General features: G+C 65.3%; 16 protein-coding genes. 6 read left to right on the top strand and 10 right to left on the bottom strand.

The window, feature by feature from the left end:
* Positions 1 to 128: 128 nt before the first annotated feature.
* From AB0I10_RS12220 to AB0I10_RS12210, 3 genes are all read right to left on the bottom strand, one after another.
* Complete coding sequence (locus AB0I10_RS12220; protein ID WP_363152323.1) at positions 129 to 1,943, bottom strand: carbamoyltransferase; 1,815 nt, start codon at positions 1,941 to 1,943, stop codon at positions 129 to 131.
* Between the two features lie 617 nt (positions 1,944 to 2,560).
* Positions 2,561 to 3,115 (bottom strand): histidine phosphatase family protein, encoded by a 555-nt coding sequence (locus AB0I10_RS12215; RefSeq protein ID WP_363152321.1) that lies wholly within the window; start codon positions 3,113 to 3,115, stop codon positions 2,561 to 2,563.
* 39 nt (positions 3,116 to 3,154) lie between these two features.
* A complete protein-coding gene (locus AB0I10_RS12210) occupies positions 3,155 to 3,364 on the bottom strand; it encodes a creatininase family protein (RefSeq protein WP_363152320.1) in 210 nt (69 codons plus the stop codon).
* 311 nt (positions 3,365 to 3,675) lie between these two features.
* Here AB0I10_RS12210 and AB0I10_RS12205 point away from each other — a divergent pair, with 311 nt between their 5' ends.
* The 3 genes from AB0I10_RS12205 (at position 3,676) to AB0I10_RS12195 (ending at position 6,192) form a co-directional block, all read left to right on the top strand.
* Positions 3,676 to 4,908 carry a helix-turn-helix domain-containing protein gene (locus tag AB0I10_RS12205; RefSeq protein WP_363152319.1) on the top strand — a complete coding sequence of 411 codons (1,233 nt, stop codon included), beginning with the start codon at positions 3,676 to 3,678 and terminating at the stop codon, positions 4,906 to 4,908.
* Between the two features lie 5 nt (positions 4,909 to 4,913).
* The gene (locus tag AB0I10_RS12200; RefSeq protein ID WP_363152406.1) at positions 4,914 to 5,468 is read left to right on the top strand and encodes a flavoprotein; all 555 of its coding nucleotides are present in this window, start codon (positions 4,914 to 4,916) and stop codon (positions 5,466 to 5,468) included.
* 421 nt (positions 5,469 to 5,889) lie between these two features.
* A complete protein-coding gene (locus AB0I10_RS12195) occupies positions 5,890 to 6,192 on the top strand; it encodes a helix-turn-helix transcriptional regulator (protein WP_363152318.1) in 303 nt (100 codons plus the stop codon).
* Positions 6,193 to 6,699: 507 nt separating this feature from the next.
* Here the strand turns inward: AB0I10_RS12195 and AB0I10_RS12190 are convergent.
* The gene (locus AB0I10_RS12190; protein WP_363152317.1) at positions 6,700 to 7,521 is read right to left on the bottom strand and encodes a serine/threonine protein kinase; all 822 of its coding nucleotides are present in this window, start codon (positions 7,519 to 7,521) and stop codon (positions 6,700 to 6,702) included.
* 237 nt (positions 7,522 to 7,758) lie between these two features.
* Here AB0I10_RS12190 and AB0I10_RS12185 point away from each other — a divergent pair, with 237 nt between their 5' ends.
* Entirely contained in the window at positions 7,759 to 8,112 is a 354-nt protein-coding gene (locus tag AB0I10_RS12185; protein ID WP_363152316.1) for a hypothetical protein, read from the top strand.
* Positions 8,109 to 8,492 carry a hypothetical protein gene (locus tag AB0I10_RS12180; protein WP_363152315.1) on the top strand — a complete coding sequence of 128 codons (384 nt, stop codon included), beginning with the start codon at positions 8,109 to 8,111 and terminating at the stop codon, positions 8,490 to 8,492. Before AB0I10_RS12185 ends, AB0I10_RS12180 begins: the two co-directional genes overlap by 4 nt.
* Before the next feature lie 132 nt (positions 8,493 to 8,624).
* Here the strand turns inward: AB0I10_RS12180 and AB0I10_RS12175 are convergent, their stop codons facing one another.
* Positions 8,625 to 8,948, bottom strand: coding sequence for an Lsr2 family protein (locus AB0I10_RS12175; protein ID WP_363152314.1), 324 nt, complete (start codon positions 8,946 to 8,948; stop codon positions 8,625 to 8,627).
* 359 nt (positions 8,949 to 9,307) lie between these two features.
* Positions 9,308 to 9,784: a GNAT family N-acetyltransferase gene (locus tag AB0I10_RS12170; RefSeq protein WP_363152313.1), complete on the bottom strand. Its 477-nt coding sequence runs from the start codon at positions 9,782 to 9,784 to the stop codon at positions 9,308 to 9,310.
* Between the two features lie 133 nt (positions 9,785 to 9,917).
* Between AB0I10_RS12170 and AB0I10_RS12165 the strand changes: the two genes are divergently transcribed.
* Positions 9,918 to 10,667, top strand: a complete 750-nt coding sequence (locus AB0I10_RS12165; protein ID WP_363152312.1) for a phytanoyl-CoA dioxygenase family protein — start codon at positions 9,918 to 9,920, stop codon at positions 10,665 to 10,667.
* Between the two features lie 31 nt (positions 10,668 to 10,698).
* Here AB0I10_RS12165 and AB0I10_RS12160 read toward each other — a convergent pair whose 3' ends face one another.
* From AB0I10_RS12160 to AB0I10_RS12145, 4 genes are all read right to left on the bottom strand, one after another.
* The gene (locus AB0I10_RS12160) at positions 10,699 to 11,019 is read right to left on the bottom strand and encodes a hypothetical protein (protein ID WP_363152311.1); all 321 of its coding nucleotides are present in this window, start codon (positions 11,017 to 11,019) and stop codon (positions 10,699 to 10,701) included.
* Positions 11,020 to 11,088: 69 nt separating this feature from the next.
* On the bottom strand, positions 11,089 to 11,292 hold the full coding sequence (locus AB0I10_RS12155; RefSeq protein ID WP_363152310.1) for a hypothetical protein: 204 nt from the start codon (positions 11,290 to 11,292) through the stop codon (positions 11,089 to 11,091).
* A 7-nt stretch (positions 11,293 to 11,299) separates the two neighbouring features.
* Positions 11,300 to 12,349: a major capsid protein gene (locus AB0I10_RS12150; protein ID WP_363152309.1), complete on the bottom strand. Its 1,050-nt coding sequence runs from the start codon at positions 12,347 to 12,349 to the stop codon at positions 11,300 to 11,302.
* Positions 12,346 to 12,774, bottom strand: coding sequence for a head decoration protein (locus AB0I10_RS12145; protein WP_363152307.1), 429 nt, complete (start codon positions 12,772 to 12,774; stop codon positions 12,346 to 12,348). The genes AB0I10_RS12150 and AB0I10_RS12145 overlap by 4 nt, the downstream gene beginning before the upstream one ends.
* Positions 12,775 to 16,039 lie beyond the last annotated feature (3,265 nt).

The following is a 16,039-nucleotide window of genomic DNA, read 5'->3' as shown; positions in this document are numbered from 1 at the left end:
TCCTGAGGCGAGTATAAGGAAATCCGTGCAGGGCGTGATTCAGTATTCTTGAGCGCGCCATAGGAGTTCGGGGCGCTACGAGCGAAAGCGCATGATAGTACACATCGAGAGGTCTCATGCCCAGCCCCTCAATCCAGGTCCGTGACAGGGGGGATGGTTATGCTTACCGCAGACTGCTCCCGGCGGTCGAGAATGTTGTCCCCCAGGCATAGATAGTCAATCTCAGTGCGGAGAAACGTCTTCACGGCATCTTCGGGAGTGCAGACTATGGGTTCACCCCTCACGTTGAACGATGTGTTCACAAGCACGGGAGTTCCTGTCATGGAGCCGAATGCGCGAAGCAGATTCCAGAACAGCGGATGGGTTTCGCGGTCGACTGTCTGAAGACGCGCAGAATGGTCAACATGAGTGATGGCCGGAAGGACACTGCGGACCTGCCCGACACGCTCCTCCGGCCTCATGCCGCTGTCCGTACTGGACGCTGGCACCCGAAGATTCTTCCTGACTGGCGCTACGAACAGCATGTAGGGCGAGTCGGTAGGAGGCTCGAAGTAGTCCTTCGCATCCTCAAGCGGGATCGCAGGTGCGAATGGCCGGAACGATTCCCGGTTCTTGACTGCCAAATTCAGATGCCGCTGCAGACCGGGTGATCTCGGATCCCCGAGGATGGACCGACTGCCGAGCGCCCGGGGGCCGAACTCCTGCCTGCCTTGGAACCATGCGACGATCTTCCCCGCGGCAAGCAGCTCGGCTGCAGTACGGACCAGTTCCTCGTGATCGACTTGGCAGTACCGGGCGCCAATGCTGTCGAGGTAGCTGCGGATAGTCCCGTTGTCGAATGATGGGCCGAGGAGCGACCCATGCATGGCGTCCTTCCCCTCGGGGCAGCGTGGGTTCGACAGCCGCTGGTGCCAAACGTACGAAGCGGCACCGAGAGATCCGCCGGCGTCACTTGCCGCGGGCTGGACCCAGACCCCTTCAAAGCCGCTTTCGGCTTGGATCTTGCTGTTTGCAACGCAGTTGAGCGCACCACCGCCAGCTAGGCACAGGTTCCTTGCCCCTGTTAGAGATCGTGCGTGGCGAGCGATTCGGACGACTGCCTTCTCAAAAGTGGCCTGCGCCGATGCTGCGACATCGGCATAGAACTCGTCGATGTCGGCCTCTGCAGATCGGCGGGGGCGACCCAGTAGGTCCTCAAGCCGATCGGCTGACAGCCGCTGGGAGGAAGGGGCCAGGAAGCCGAAGTAGTCCATGTTCAGCCGGAATGAACCGTCCTGGGAGATCCGGATGATCCGGTCTTCGATCAATGGGCTGTAGTGCGGCGTCCCGTAAGGGGCGAGGCCCATGAGCTTATACTCGCCGCTGTTCACACGGAATCCGCAGTAGTGAGTGAAGGCTGAATAGAACAGCCCCAGAGAGTGAGGGAATTCCTGCCTTCGCAGGGGAGTGAGAGTGTGCCCCTTTCCGAGACTGACCGATGTCGTTGTGTACTCCCCGACGCCGTCGATGGTCACGACCGCGGCCTCTTCGAAAGGGCTCGGGAAGAACGCAGAGGCTGCATGCGACAGGTGATGCTCTACCGCGAGCACACGGCCATGGTGCCGGCCTGGAGGGAACATTGCCCCGACGTCACGCCTGCTCCTGGTGTTGAGCTGTGTCCATAGTTCCGTTTCCCGAATCAGATCCTGTTCACCGGTTGCTGCGGCTGACGCCAACACCCGACGGATCTTGAGCAAGGGCAATTCGTAGTAGGCGAACCAGTCGATATCGTCCCAATCAATGCTGGCCGACTGAAGGCACCACTTCGCGGCCTGCGCGGGGAAGGACTGGTCGTGCTTGCGCCGAGTGAAGGCTTCCTCCTGGGCCGCGGCGACGATTTCACCGTCACGGATCAGGCAGGCGGCACTGTCGTGGAAGTACGCAGAGACTCCGAGAATGTTCATGGCCCTGCTCATGCCAGCGGGTAACTGGTTGTGGAGATGGGGCCTTGCGCTACATCGTGGATTGGCCTGCGTGCGAACGGGACAGTCTCGATCTGTCGGGCTGCGGTCCAAGGCTCCCAGGTGGGCTCACAGGCCCACTCCACGGACAGCGGAAGAACCGGTTCCTTGCCGAGTTGGCGGTGTGCGTCGAAGGACGCGCTCCACTTCGCTACAAGCCGCTTCATCGCCCCGACTGCCTTCTGCATGAGCCCACCCTTGTGACGACGACGGGATACCTATGAGCTGTCACCGATCGGATGCCAAGCGTGACTCATCGGGGCGAGTCGAGCACATTACCGTTGTGATATGTCCATGACCTGCCTGTGCCAGTCGCTCATCGAAGGGCTGAGTAGCGACGTTATGAACGTGGCGGCAGTGAAGGGAACTTGGCGGATCTGGGCCGTCTTGTCGGCGGCGAGCGTCCGTCGGCTAGCGCCTCATGGGCGAGCTGTCTCAGGCGGCCGGTCTTACGGCGCTGCCACGGTGCGCCAGCGGGCGCGAGTGACGCACTCAGCCCAGGCCAACACGGGATACGGCGGACATCGATGCGCCGCATCCCGTGGCCACAGAGAGCCCTACTACTCGAGATGATTCGTGGACGCGATGTCGATAACGGTCAGGCCATCGAGCGTGGTGATCGCGCAGGAGGGAACCCCCTCGTCCAGCAACTCCGACGTCACTGCCTGATCGCCGAGCAGCGTCCGCAACAGGTCCACAGTGACTCCACCATGAGTGGTCACTGCGATCGGCCCCGGCTTGGAGGCGTAGTCGAGGAGAAACGCGCGGAACTGCGCGCCGGCCTCACGTGAGGAGACGCCAGTCCGTGGGACGTAGTCGCGGTCTCGTACGGACTTGGCCCAGTCGGCGATGAACTCCTCGAACGGCTGGCCCTCCTCCCAGTTCGCCCGTTCCCGCAGTCGGGCGTCCACTTGGAGTTCGAGCCCAGTCTCGGCGACGATTGCCTCTGCCGTCTCCCGAGCGCGCCGCAAGGGACTGCTCACCACCGAACGCAGACCAAGAGGCCTGAGCCATTGAGCAGTCCGAGTAGCCTGCAGCCGGCCGAGTGCGGTGAGCTGTTGATCGCCAGGCTGTTGCACCTTCTCAGCGTGCTGCACTACGTAGAAGAGCGTCATAGCATCAAAGCCTGACGCATCAGTCGTATGCTCCACCCATCAGGACACGCCCAGTAGCCCTGTCGGGCGTCTCGTACCCGAGCGGCCCGTCGAGATGCTCGCACGACGGCTGCTCGCGTACTCGTCATGCGCTGGCGTGATCAATGGCAGGTAGCGGCCGTGCTGCTCGAACGATCCGACGGGCAGGACAGCCACGCTCGGCTGCTGCTCCTCGATGTTGGTGCTCGTGGAGGTTGGCAGCAAGTTCATGGAACTCCTCGGTGATCAGTACGTCTGTGCGCACGTCATAATCTGGCGTTGGGCTCGGCTCGGAGACTTCCACTGCGCTACGCCGCCACGCAAGCAGTTCCCCAGGGCATCGAGCGTGGGCTGTGATGGCGGACGTGCAATGCTCTGGCGCCTCGTGGACTCGTGGATGTAGCCGGACAAAGTGTCCGGCCCGTTCCAGTCCCGACAGTGGATGTTGAGCACAGCACCCGCAGCCCGAATCGCTCCCTGATCTCGCGGCCTGCTAGGCCGCTACCGTGAATGACGGACCCAAAGTGGGGGAGGCAGCGCGCATGCGTGGTCTTGGAGATCACCTCAGCATCGGAGAGCGGATCGCGTTCTACCGCGAGCGCCGGGGCTATACGCAGCCTGTCCTCGCCGGTCTCGTCGGGCACAGCACCGACTGGCTGTCGAAGATCGAGCGAGGCGTGCGGAAGCCGCCCAGGGTCGACAAGCTCGCCGAGCTCGCCCGTGTACTGCGTGTCCCGCTCGGCGACTTGATGGGTCAGCCCGTCCTCCTGGAGGACGAGGAAAAGCACATGGACGACGTGCCGGCCGTCCGTGACGCGCTGATGAGCCCTCGGCGGCTCTCCAAGCTGCTGTTCGGTCCCACGGCGGAGCGGCAGTTCCCGCGGCCGGACCAGGCGCAGGTCTTCGTCGAGCGCAGCTGGGGCGACTACCAGGCCGGCGTTCTTGGCGACGTCATTGCCGCCCTGCCCGGTCTGGTCAGGACCGCCCAGGAGCTGGAAGACTTTCCGCCTGGCGATCAGCGGAAACGCGGTCTCGCCGTTTCGGCTCGTACGCATCATCTGGCGGCGACCACCCTCGCCAAGGTCGGCGAGTCCGACCTGTCGTGGCTCGCGGCCGAGCGTGCCATGCGCGCCGCCGACGAATCCGAGGACCCGCTGTCGCTCGTCTCCGCCGCCCGCTCCGGTACGCACGCACTGCTGGCCAACGGGCGCTACGAGGACGCCCTCGAACTCGGCGATACCGCAGCGGTCTGGCTCGCCAGTCAGGTTCCCGACGACGACCCGGCCGCCTTGAGCCTGCTTGGCATGATTCATCTGCGAGCCGCTGTGGCCGCCGCACGTCACCAGGATCGCCCCACCGCCAACTCCCTGCTGGAGAAGGCGCAGCGACTCGCCGACCGGCTCGGTTCCGACGAGAACCACTGGCAGACCTGCTTCGGTCCGACGAACGTCGAGCTGCACCGCCTGTCGATCGAGCTTGACCTGGAGAACATCCCGTACGTCGTCGAGCATGGCGTCATCGACGTCTCCCACATGCCGGCGGAACGCGCCGTGTCCCACCGCATCGACTACGCCCGCGGCCTCTGCCTCAGGGGTCGCGTCGACGAGTCCTTCAGCGAACTGCGGGAGGCCGAACGCACCTCGCCGCAGCTCGTGCGGAACAATCCACGCGTACGCGAGACCCTTCGCGACCTGAGGAAGCAGTCCCCGGTCACGGGTGGCAGCCACTCGTCCGAGCTGCTGGCCATGGCCCAACGATGCAGGGCGGTGCAGTGAGTTCGATGCAGGGCAAGGTGCTGGGTGTCGTCGGATCGAGCGCCGGCGGGATCGAGGAACTGCGTACAGGGCTCGTGGTCCCGGCGCTCGAACAGGGCTGGACGGTCGCGGTCACGCTCACACCAACCGCAGGTCATTGGCTCCGCGAGAGCGGAGAGACCACGGAGCTCGAAGGGCTGACCGGCCTCCCCGTGCGGGCCGAATCACGCCTGCCGGGTGACTCCCGGCCCCATCCGCCAGTGGACTGCTACGTCGTCGCCCCGGCGAGTGCCAACACCGTCGCCAAACTCGCCCTGGGGATCTCAGACAACCAGGCGTTGACACAGGTCAACGAAGCCATCGGGACACTGGACCTCCCGGTAGTCGTCTGGCCCCGGGTGAACGCCGCGCATACTCGCCACCCCGCATGGGCGGGACACATCAAAGCCCTTCACGATTCAGGGGTGCGGTTGATCTACGGAGACGAGGTATGGCCGCTCGCCGAGCCGCGGGCTGGGATGCCGGGACGCCGGTACCCGTGGGAAGCCGTACTGGATGAGGCCAGCAGGGCCATCTCGTGATGTTCCATCGATAAGGCCCAAAACGGGAGGAATTGGACCCGGACAGTCTGTCCGGGCCCTTCGTCTTGACTGGCGCCAGGGTGAGGGCATCACCGAGTAACGGAGGGAACGGATGCCCGATCAGGGATTGAGTGCGGCGCTCCCCGGTGCGAAGACCTGGGGCGACGCATCCAAGAGCTGCCCGAACGCACGCACGGATGGGATGGGTGGCAGTGACTACTCGTCTCGACGCTTGTCAGATGCTGCCCTATCGCCGTCGGGCGCGGAGCACATCGTCGCGAGCGCCGCGAGAAGCACTCCCACACCAGCCGACGGCACCCGGCTCTGTAGCCTCTGTGGATGCCGCCTCAGTCGGTACAACAGGGAAGAAGTGTGTTCCGGTTGTAGCCGCGACAACTGGCCGACCGCGCGGAGAGTCCCCATGGACATCTGGCAGTTACCTGATGTCCGGCAGGCCTTGATCAACCGCGAATTCGGGTGCATGTGCCAGTTGATCAGACAGCACGGTGGGGTCCGCCAAGACGACATCGCCGCGATCACCGGCTTGAGCCAAGCCTTCCTGTCGATGCTCGAGTCCGGAGCCCGCAAGCTGACCAACATCGACAAGATCATTCGACTGCTGGACGGCCTGCAAGCTCCGCCAGAGCTCACCGGACCGATGCTGCGGCCCAGCATCCATCACCAGCCTCGTGGCTCTGCACCGGCGGCCCTCTCGCGGTGCTGACCTCGCGGTGTTCGTCGCGGCCTGAAGACAGCACCACCCCCGGAACCTGCCAACACAACGTCGTAGCACTCAACCGGCATCTGTTCGGTTCGAAGATTCACTTGCCCGAACCGCGTCGGATGGCGAGCTCCTCGGGCTAATAGCGGCCATCCTGGCGTTCGAGCCGATACTGCTCAGTCGGGTACAGCGGCAGCCGGGCCAGAAATCGCGGGGAACCGGATCCATGCAGCCACTATCGGCATCCAGAACGCGTCACGCATGTGGTTTCTTCAGTCACTCGGGCGAGCCGTCGTACACACGTCTCACCGTTCGTACGCAACGACCGGTCACTGAAACCGTCCACAGGCTGTGGATGTGCGCTGGCCTGCCCATGGTCAACTGCACCCCTATGCGGGCGAGCTGTTGTCCGTTGCCTCCTGTGACCGTTGATCGCATCGCTCGCGACCGCTCGCGCAGGCGCGAATGACAGACAAGGCGCTGCTTCTTCTCACCACGACAGTAGAGAGATCAACTGCGCACACTGCTGGCGCCACGCCATGCCTGCACTAGAGCCTCAAGCGAGGCGAACCGGCAAGCAGGATCGCTGGCAGTGGCACACTCGATGATCTCCAGCTGTGGCGACGAACCGCGCCATTCCTGCTCGTCATCGCCTGCATCCAGCAGCAGACGCAGCGCCCGGCCGAGCACGAACACGGTCGTTCGGATATCGATGGTCGAGCCCCTGGTGAACTCCTCAGGGGCCATGAAGCGCCTCGACCCCGGAAGCCGATCAGCCTCCAGAATGAACGGGCCCGGCCGATATTCGTCCAAGTCACACAGCGCCATGTGGTCGGATTCGAAGTCGTACAGCAGGCAGCCGTCGTAGAAGTCGACAGCGATGAGCCCGGCCGCCTCGACGGCCAGGTGAGCATCGAGGACCTGCTCTAGGACCCGGAGGATGACCGGTACCGGGAGTCTGCGGAACTGGGCCATCGGACTGTCGGGAGCAGTGCGGCCGCCGTGGCGGGAGACGGTGGGGTGGTACAGGACTGTGCCGTCCACCCATGGATAGACGAGAGCCAGTCCACCGGCGATGTCGAAGGAGTGTTGCAGGGGCACGATCACCGGATGCTGGACGGCGGCATGGACCTTTACGGCGCGGCGCAGCGAGGTTGTCGCTTCCGACTCGGTCGCGCCCTTCACGAACCACCGCTCGCCACCGATGGCGACCCCGTAAGACACACAGCCGGAGTCCTGCTCCCGGAAGGCATGGAAGACGGTGCCTACCTCTTCCAGATAGGGCTCCAACGCATCGACGGTTTCAGCATCCAGCAGCGGGTGGGGTGGCATAGCGCATGATCCTGCCAGCCCAGACGAATACTCGCGCCCATATTGAATCCCGACCCGGGCTTCCACCGATCTCCAGGTTGCAGGGGCCAGCTTGTTCAGGGTGTTGCCTGGTCAGGATGACGGATCGAGCAGCGGGGGGAGGACTGATTGCCACGCCCTTCGTCGGGCTGTGCGAACCTGCTGCCCGTGGCAACAACACGTACGACGGGCGACGGATACCCAGGTAGGGACTGGCAGTTGCAGATAGTTCCTGAGCTGGAGGAGATCGCTTCCCGCGACAGCCGCATCCGGGAACTGCGGCCCCACGGTTCCGCAGGCGGTGACCGGCCTCGCATCGACCAGTGGTCCGACCTCGACCTGTCAATCACCACCGACGAGCCGATTGCCGTCGCGGAGGACTTCGCCCGCGAGATCAGCGCCCACTACTCGCCTGTATTCGCCGCCAGCCGCAGTGGGAACTCCGCCCGCTACACCCTCCGACTCGTCTTGTCTGACCTCCGCCGGCTCGACATCACCGCTGTAGATCCCACCGGCAGCGCGGCACCAATCGGCTCCACCCACGGGTGTGCGAAGATCCGGCGAGCGCCGTGACCGACCTGATCAACGAGTTCCGCTTCGACGCCGTTCTCGCGGCAATCAAAGCGGCACGTCAAGATGTTCTGATCGGCGCCCACATGACGCTACAACTCGCTCGCCACGTCCTGGTCGCCGCCATGCTCCTGCGTGACCGCGACATCGCAACGAACCACCACCGCTTCGGCAATAGCCGCTGGAATGCGTGGGCCTCACCTCTTGCTGCCGCCCCTACTCCGTACACCCCCGGCGGTATCACAGCCGCCATCCGTTTCTACCTCGACGTGTTCGAAGAGGCGTTGTCCGAGTGGGACAGGGAGCTGTACACGGACAACCGGTCACTGCGTTCACTCTTGGACGTCGTGGACGAGGAGCTCATGACTCATCAGAGGCGTTGAGCGGCAACAGCCACTGCTGTCTTGGCGAAAAGGAAATTCCACTCAGTAGGGTCGGGGCCTGGAAACGGAGCTTCAGCCACCGCGCCAGTCCCGGACACTACTATGATGGGCTTTCGTCCTTATTTGGGTAGATTAGCGAGCCTGCTGGTATGCCTCGCGAATGTCAGCCGGAACGCGACCGCGATCATTGACCTGGTAGCCGTTCTCCTTCGCCCATGCCCTAATCGCCGAGGTGTCGTCACCACCGGCAGCTGCCTTCCGGGGCTTACGAACCCTTCCGCTCTTGCGGCCGGCCTTCAGGAAGGGGCCAACCGCCTCAAGCAGCTTGTCGTAGCTGTCCGGCCCGAGGTCGATCTCGTACGTCACGCCATCGAGAGCAATGGTGTGCGTCGCCGCCTCTGAAGACTCTTCGCCCGTGAGGTCGTCTGTGTAGATGGTGACAATCTTCTGTGCCATGGCTCAAAGTGTAGAGGTGCCTGCTGCTTTCCATCTCCACAGCTGATCGCACGGCAACTTTCGGTAGACCGCCAAACGCCAGTCGGCAGCGCGTTCAGGCGTTCGCGAAACTTGCGTGCAGGACGGTGCGATGTGCGTTGAGCCGGCCCGATAAGTCCTTCAGCCTGGTCAGGGCGCGCGAGTCGAACTGCCCGGATTCTCCAGCCACTCGACCCCCAATTCGCGGCGCCGAGTTCGCCGTCGATGTCGTGGGCCCGCTACTGAATTTGAACTCGTGTTGTCGGTCGATCGGTTCTGGCAAGGTCCACTCGCTCGGTTGCTGTTGCCCGGTCCTGGGGCGGGCTGGGCAAGCTTCGAAGTCAGAGCTGCTGATCCAGGAGCACGTTCATTGGACGGAAGCCTGCAGCTTGGTAAAACGCACGAGCGCCCTCCTTGAAGTACCAGACGTCCGTGACGAGGCGTCGGCAGCCTGCCGCGCGTCCCACCTCACGTACGGCTTCGAGCAGTGCCGCGCCGACACCACTGCGGGCAGCATCGGGGACTACGGCGATTTGATCCAGAGACAAGATGACGTCTGAGTGCGTCAGAGCACTGCCGGGCCGGTTTTTGACTCGAGCGAGGGCGTATCCGAGGGCTTTGCCTTCCGTCCCGTCGGCGAGGAGCACGGTGATTGATGGATCGGCTATCTGAGCTCGGAAGGTGGCCTCAACGGCATCCAGCTCCGGGGAGTCGAGGAACAGGTCGGGACGGTGTCGTTTGTGCAGGTCATGAACGATGTAGTTGAGGGTTGCGAGCTGGGCAACGTCGTCTGAAGAAGCGGTGCGAATCTGAATCATGTCGCTATCCTGGGCCGTTGCCCCTGTCGCTGCCACACGTTTTGGGGCCTGGGCCAGCGCACGTTCAGGCCTGCGTGTGCCAACCCAGTAATCCGGTTGCTGACGTCAGCATCTGGTTGGTGCACTCAAGGACATGTCGACCATCACCGATGGCATGAGGACGACGTTCCGCCAGCAGGGCTTCGTGGTGATCCCCGAGGTCCTGAGCTCCGAGCAGGTCGCTGTAGGGCACAAGCTGGTTACCGCGATGCTGGCAAAGCAGCCTCCAGCTGACGGTCACACCGGACCGCACTTCATGTTCCGGCGCTTCGGACAGCAAGGCCATCCCCTGCTGGACTTCTTTCGTGAGGTGGGAATCGAGGACCTGGCCGCACAGCTGCTGCGTGCGGACCTCACCGTTCAGGAGCCGGAAGGTGCGCAGGTGGCGACGACAATCCCGCCGTGGCCCCAGCAGCCCGGCCATCCGCACGTCGACGGGCTGACACCAACCGAGCCCGACGGCCGTCCCGGCACTTTCTCTCTGCTGGCCGGGGTGTGGCTGACCGACCACAGCCAGCCGCATCGCGGCAATCTGTGGCTCTGGCCGGGCACACACCTGCGGTTCGGGCAGTACCTCGCCGAACGCGGCGCCGATGCTCTCAAGCGGATCGATGAAATGGCCCCTGGCCCGTACCCGCGGATCGAACTCGGCGACCCGGTGCACGCAGTCGGCAAGGCCGGCAGCGTGCTGTTCGCTCACTACCTCCTCGCCCACAACATTGGCGACCACGCCGGTACGGCTGACGACGAGCGGAGGGAGACGCTCTACTACCGACTCCACGCCAGCGGCCACCGCGATCGGTGGCGGGAAGCCGTCACAGAACCGCTCACCGAGTTCGCGTGATCACAGTCTTTGCCAGGGGAAGGATGTGTTCTCACCGTCGCCGCCGAGCGCAGAGCTGGACGGTGGTGAGGAGGTCGTGGCCCGTGGCGGGCGGATCGTCGGGCGCGGTCTCGTCGGCGATCTGCGCGGCACGGCGTTCGAGGGCGGCGACGTTGGCGGAGTTGTCGATGGTGGCGACGCCATTGACGGTGACCTTCAGCGGTTCGGCGACGAGCGCGGCGACCCGCTCGTACAGGACTTCGAGGGCGACGGCCTTCGCCGAGTGCAGACGCTCGTACCGGGCCGTGAGGTCTTCGGCGTCGGTGTCGGGTCCGAGCTGGGCTTGAAGCCATCGCAGTACGTCGATGTTCACGCAGTTCCTGGTCAAAGAGGCGGCGGGGAGGAGCGCGGGTTCGGCTCCTCCCCGCCGCGCGGGTCGGCCCTAGGCGGGCTTCGCCTTCCGGGCGGACTTACTGGGGGCTGACTCCTGGGCGGGCGACTGTCCGCCCTCCCAGCAACGCGAGTTGGTGATCTGCTCGGCGATCGCTGGATCCGTGACCTGCTCGCCGACGAGCAACACCACGGGGATGCGTTCGACCGGGTCGAGGACGTGGACGGCGGCTGCCAGGACGCCAGGGGAATCCATGGCGGCGCTACAGGACGGTGGCGGTGATGTGGCAGTCCGGCGAGTACAGGACCGGCATTGCCATCGCGGCGCCCTTGGTCCAGATCTGCACCGGGTCGTCTTCGATATCGCGGGTGATGACGATGCCCGGAGCGTCCTCACGCTCGATCTGCGGGTTCGTACCGCGCGACAGAGCCAGGGACTCGGTCGTCGTGCCGTACTGGGTCTGGCCCCACTTCGCTCGGTCCGGCGGAAGCATGATCCACCGGTCATCCGGCAGGACACGCTTCGAGACGTCGTCCTGCCAGACCTGAGCCTTGTAGAACGTGACGGGCGGCAGACCGTACGTGCCGCGCACGGAGTTGATCTGTTCCGGGTTCAGCGTCGCAGTCGGGGTCTGTCCGCCAGCCGGCGTGCCGTAGTAAGCCGCCCGGTAGGACTGGTTGCTGGCCAGATGCGACCACGCCTTACGAGAGGTGAGCACCATCTCCGGCGCGGGAGCGCCGATCGAGTCGAGGTAATCGATCCACCGCAGCTCATCCGCGATCGGATCGGCGTCGGGTGCGCTCCACGGCTTCGGAGCGGTCGGCATGTTGGCCTGGGGTACACCGTAGTCGACCTCGACGGTCAGACCGTTCTCGCCAGCCAGGCTGAACTTGCCATCCAGCAGCACATCACCGGCAGCGAGCTCCAGACGGGAGCGGATCGCCTCGACGTGCCGCTCCACGTCGTCGTACAGCAGCTCCACCAGGCGGTCATCGTCCGCACCACGGGAAGCATCGAGGAGCAGCTGCTCCATCTCGCCGATCAGGAGCTTCTGGCCCAGCGCCGGAAGGGTTCCCTCGGTCTGCGTGGACTCGGCCTGCCGCTTCGCGAACGGCACGGACGCGTCGTACGCGCGGTACGAGGCGGTGTTGACGCGCCGCTTGCTCTGCCGCACCCGCCACTTCACGTCCTTCACCTGCGTCTCGCCGAATACCGACTGGGTGAGGAGGAAGTCCGCAGGGGTCGGGATGGAGCGGGCGTAGACCGTCAGGTCAGCGACGGAGACACCCTTGAGGAGGTCGGCGACACTCATGCGCTCACCGCCCCGAGGAAGCGGATCTGTGCACTGGAGGCGTTGAAGGCAATCGTCGCGGGGTCGATGCCGCCGGGGATCTTCGCGGTCTTCACGGTGCCGTGCCAGAACAGCGCCGCAGGGACCTTGGTGGTGCCGGGCGTGAACGCCGCTTCGGCGTATACGAGGCCAGCGAGGGTCTCACGGCCGTCCTTTGCCACAGGGTCGTACGGGCCGTAGAGGCCGGAGGCGGTGATGCGGCCGACCGGGACACCAGAGCGGACGTAACCGTGCGGCTGGCCCGCGGACGGCTCGACGTAGTGAGTGCCCTTGGCGAGCTTGGTCAGGTCGAGAGTGATGGTCTCCGTGGAGTCGGTGCCGTGCCGGGAGGCGAGCCAGTCCCGGTCAGCGGTCACCGTGACGGAGGTGGTGTACGGCTGGATCAACGCCGCTTCTCCTGGTGGTGCAAGGTGCGGTCGCGCACTCACCGAGTGGTGGCGCGGTCCACGAGGAGGAAGAACGGGGCGTGGTCCCCAAGGCCGAGTTTACGGACATCAAGGAAGATCCAGTTGAGCACGCCCACAGGTCCGCAAACGGGGCCCGACTGTAGTCCGTGGTTCCAGCCCACCTGGCGACGAAGCGGCAGAGCGACCTGCGTCGGTGAGGAGAACAGCACAACAGCAGCGATCACGCCGAGAATGACCGGAACACCCCTACACCGGTGGGGAGAACGTGACCTGGCTCCCCTGCGGCGACCTCCACCACGGATCACCCCCCACGTAGGTGGGGACAGGGCCTCGGCCACGTGCCAGGTGCGGATCAGCGGATCACCCCCACGCCGGTGGGGAGAACATCGCCCAGACCCTCCTCGCCCTGGTTACCGCCGGAACACCCCCACGCCGGTGGGGAGAACGGCCGTCAAGGTCGGGCCGGGGTCTTTGCCGTCGGAACACCCCCACGCCGGTGGGAAAAACTCTTCCGTCAGGATGCGCGGGCGACGCTGCTGCGGAACACTCCTACGCCGGTGGGGAGAACCTCGCCTGAGCACGGAGGTAAGCAAGGTCGTCGCGGATCACCCCGCTGGTGGGGAGAACCCGAGGACCATGGCACAACTCGCCGGGCGGAGCGGAACACCCCCACGCTGGTGGGGAGAACGACCAGCTCGTCGTAGCGAGCACGGCGGATGACGGAACACCCCCACGCTGGTGGGTAGAACCGCCGGGTAGGCGGGTGGTAGAACCAGCCGCGCGGAACACCCCCATGCTGGTGGGGAGAACTCGACGGTGGCGGCCAGCCAGCCGATGCCCGGCGGAACATTCCCACGCCGGTGGGAGAACCCCTCAACCACACCCGCCAAGACCGTGCCCTGCGGAATACCCCCACGCCGGTGGGGAGAATGCGGCAGGACCGCGGCAGCCGCACCGGGTCTTCGGAACACCCCCACGCGGGTGGGGAGAACGCGTGGCACGACCGCATCCAGGCCGCCGCAGCCGGATCACCCCCACGCTGGTGGGGAGAACGGCCACCTGTACCGCGGCGAAAGCTGAAGGTCGGAACACCCCCACGCCGGTGGGGAGAACCCGGCGGCCCATCGCTGTGGCTCTCCGGTCACCGGAACACCCCCACGCCGGTGGGGAACTGGGCGTGGCACTCACGCGAGCACGACATCGACGGAATACCCCCACGCCGGTGGGGGAACGAAGAGAGCGGAGAGATCCGTCGCGTCCTACGGAGTACCCTCACGCCGGTGGGGAGAACGGGCACGCTGGCGTCCACCTTCAACCGCCAGACGGAACACCCCCACGCCGGTGGGGAGAACGACGGCACGTTCCTCAAGCAGTACGCGATCGTCGGAACACCCCCACGCTGGTGGGGAAAACGAGGGGCCCCGCCGATTAAAGGTTCCCTAAACCGGATCACCCCCACGCTGGTGGGGAGAACTCCACGGTGTGGGTGATGCGCCCCTTGCCGATCGGAACACCCCCACGCCGGTAGGGAGAACAGATACGCCAACGGCTGTTGACCGGGCGCCAGCGGAACACCCCCACGCTGGTGGGGAGAACGCCGGGAGGTGGGGGAAGGACCCGGCGTGCTGCGGAACCCCCCATGCTGGTGGAGATCAAGGTCGCCACCGCGCTCGCCGTCCGGTTCGGCGGAACACCCCCACGCTGGTGGGAAGAACAGAATTCCGTCCAGTCAGTCCAGCGAAATCAGCGGATCACCCTCACGCCGGTGGGGATAACCCCGAGCGGCAGTCGGCGAACAGCTTCTCCTTCGGATCACCCCCACGCCAGTGGGGAGAACATGTACGCCAGGACGGGCTGCCCCTCGGCCAGCGGATCACCCCCACGCTGGTGGGGAGAACTGCCTGTCCCACGCGTTGACCCGGCCGCCAAGCGGAACACCCCCACGCCGGTGGGGAGAACGCGCGACGGCCAGCAGCGAACGGGTTCTTCGACGGAACACCCCCACGCCGGTGGGGAGAACAGGATGGGCGGGTCCATGCGGCCGGAGCCGTTCGGATCGCTCCCACGTCGGTGGGGAGAACGCCATGCCCGTTTTGACCATGTCGCCAACGAACGGATCCCCCCACGTCGGTGGGGACAACGCCAAGCTGCCGAAGTGGGAAATCCCAGGCTGCGGATCACCCCCACGCCGGTGGGGAGAACGCCGATCTCGCCGCCATCGGCGAACGCGAGGACGGAACACCCCCACGCCGGTGGGGAGAACTGGTCGTCAAGCTCCAGCTCGCCGTCCACCTGCGGAACACCCCCACGCCGGTGGGGAGAACGTCTCCTCCTCGGCCGCAGCGGCGAGCTGGGCCGGAACACCCCCACGCCGATGGGGAGAACACAACCTCCTGGTACCACGCGGCTGCCGTGATCGGAACACCCCCACGTCGGTGGGGAGAACACGGCGCCCTTCGTGTCGGTCTGCACGTTCATCGGATCACCCCGACGTCGGTGGAGAGAACGTCGAGAAGTACCGGGAGCGGGAGTTCGGCGGCGGATCACCCCCACGTCGGTGGGGAGGACCAGGACCCGAACACGTTCGTGTGGCCGCTGAACGGAGCACCCCCACGCCGGTGGGGAGAACGGCTCGTGCACGACCTGCGGCGACCACACCCACGGAACACCCCCACGCCGGTGGGGAGAACAGCTTGCCGCCGGAGTCGGGAAGGCCGGCCTTCGGATCACCCCCACGCTGGTGGGAGGTCCCGTTCTTCCGGACCTTCGCGACGGGCCTGGCCGGATCACCCCCACGCTGGTGGGGAGGACAACCTTCGTACTGTGGATGGAGGAGGCCGCCGATCTGGCCGACGGATCACCCACACGCCGGTGGGGAGCACGTCCATTCGCCGCGGCGCCGCAGCACCGTGAACGGATCACCCCCACGCGGGTGGGGAGAACCGCATCTTGCGCAGCGCGATGCGGCTGAGGACCGGAACACCCCCACGCCGGTGGGGAGAACGCACCCCTGGGAGGGTCCTGGCCGTCAACTGGCGGATCACCCCCACGCTGGTGGGGAGAACACACTTCCTGACCTTGCAGATTCGGTGTGTGCCCGAATGCTCGGTTGAAGTCGCACGGGAGGACTGTAGCGGGCCGCCTGCGTCCCGCGGGGAGTGTCAGTGGTGCGTGGTGGGATAACCGCACCTAGCGGTGTTCGCAAATGGGAGGGACTGACGTGATGCGCAGGCAGCCTGTGGAA

The sequence above is a fragment of the Streptomyces sp. NPDC050636 genome (assembly GCF_040654775.1).
GTDB lineage: Bacteria > Actinomycetota > Actinomycetes > Streptomycetales > Streptomycetaceae > Streptomyces.
Note: the sequence above shows the minus strand (reverse complement) of the source record. Positions and strands in the feature narration are given on the sequence as shown.

Excerpts from the sequence above, each read along its gene's own strand:
- AB0I10_RS12220 (WP_363152323.1), bottom strand. The coding sequence starts at position 1,943 with ATGAACATTCTCGGAGTCTCTGCGTACTTCCACGACAGTGCCGCCTGC.
- AB0I10_RS12195 (WP_363152318.1), top strand. The coding sequence starts at position 5,890 with ATGGACATCTGGCAGTTACCTGATGTCCGGCAGGCCTTGATCAACCGC.
- AB0I10_RS12210 (WP_363152320.1), bottom strand. The coding sequence starts at position 3,364 with ATGAACTTGCTGCCAACCTCCACGAGCACCAACATCGAGGAGCAGCAG.
- AB0I10_RS12200 (WP_363152406.1), top strand. The coding sequence starts at position 4,914 with ATGCAGGGCAAGGTGCTGGGTGTCGTCGGATCGAGCGCCGGCGGGATC.
- AB0I10_RS12150 (WP_363152309.1), bottom strand. The coding sequence starts at position 12,349 with ATGAGTGTCGCCGACCTCCTCAAGGGTGTCTCCGTCGCTGACCTGACG.
- AB0I10_RS12155 (WP_363152310.1), bottom strand. The coding sequence starts at position 11,292 with ATGGATTCCCCTGGCGTCCTGGCAGCCGCCGTCCACGTCCTCGACCCG.
- AB0I10_RS12205 (WP_363152319.1), top strand. The coding sequence starts at position 3,676 with ATGCGTGGTCTTGGAGATCACCTCAGCATCGGAGAGCGGATCGCGTTC.
- AB0I10_RS12170 (WP_363152313.1), bottom strand. The coding sequence starts at position 9,784 with ATGATTCAGATTCGCACCGCTTCTTCAGACGACGTTGCCCAGCTCGCA.
- AB0I10_RS12190 (WP_363152317.1), bottom strand. The coding sequence starts at position 7,521 with ATGCCACCCCACCCGCTGCTGGATGCTGAAACCGTCGATGCGTTGGAG.
- AB0I10_RS12175 (WP_363152314.1), bottom strand. The coding sequence starts at position 8,948 with ATGGCACAGAAGATTGTCACCATCTACACAGACGACCTCACGGGCGAA.
- AB0I10_RS12165 (WP_363152312.1), top strand. The coding sequence starts at position 9,918 with ATGTCGACCATCACCGATGGCATGAGGACGACGTTCCGCCAGCAGGGC.
- AB0I10_RS12215 (WP_363152321.1), bottom strand. The coding sequence starts at position 3,115 with ATGACGCTCTTCTACGTAGTGCAGCACGCTGAGAAGGTGCAACAGCCT.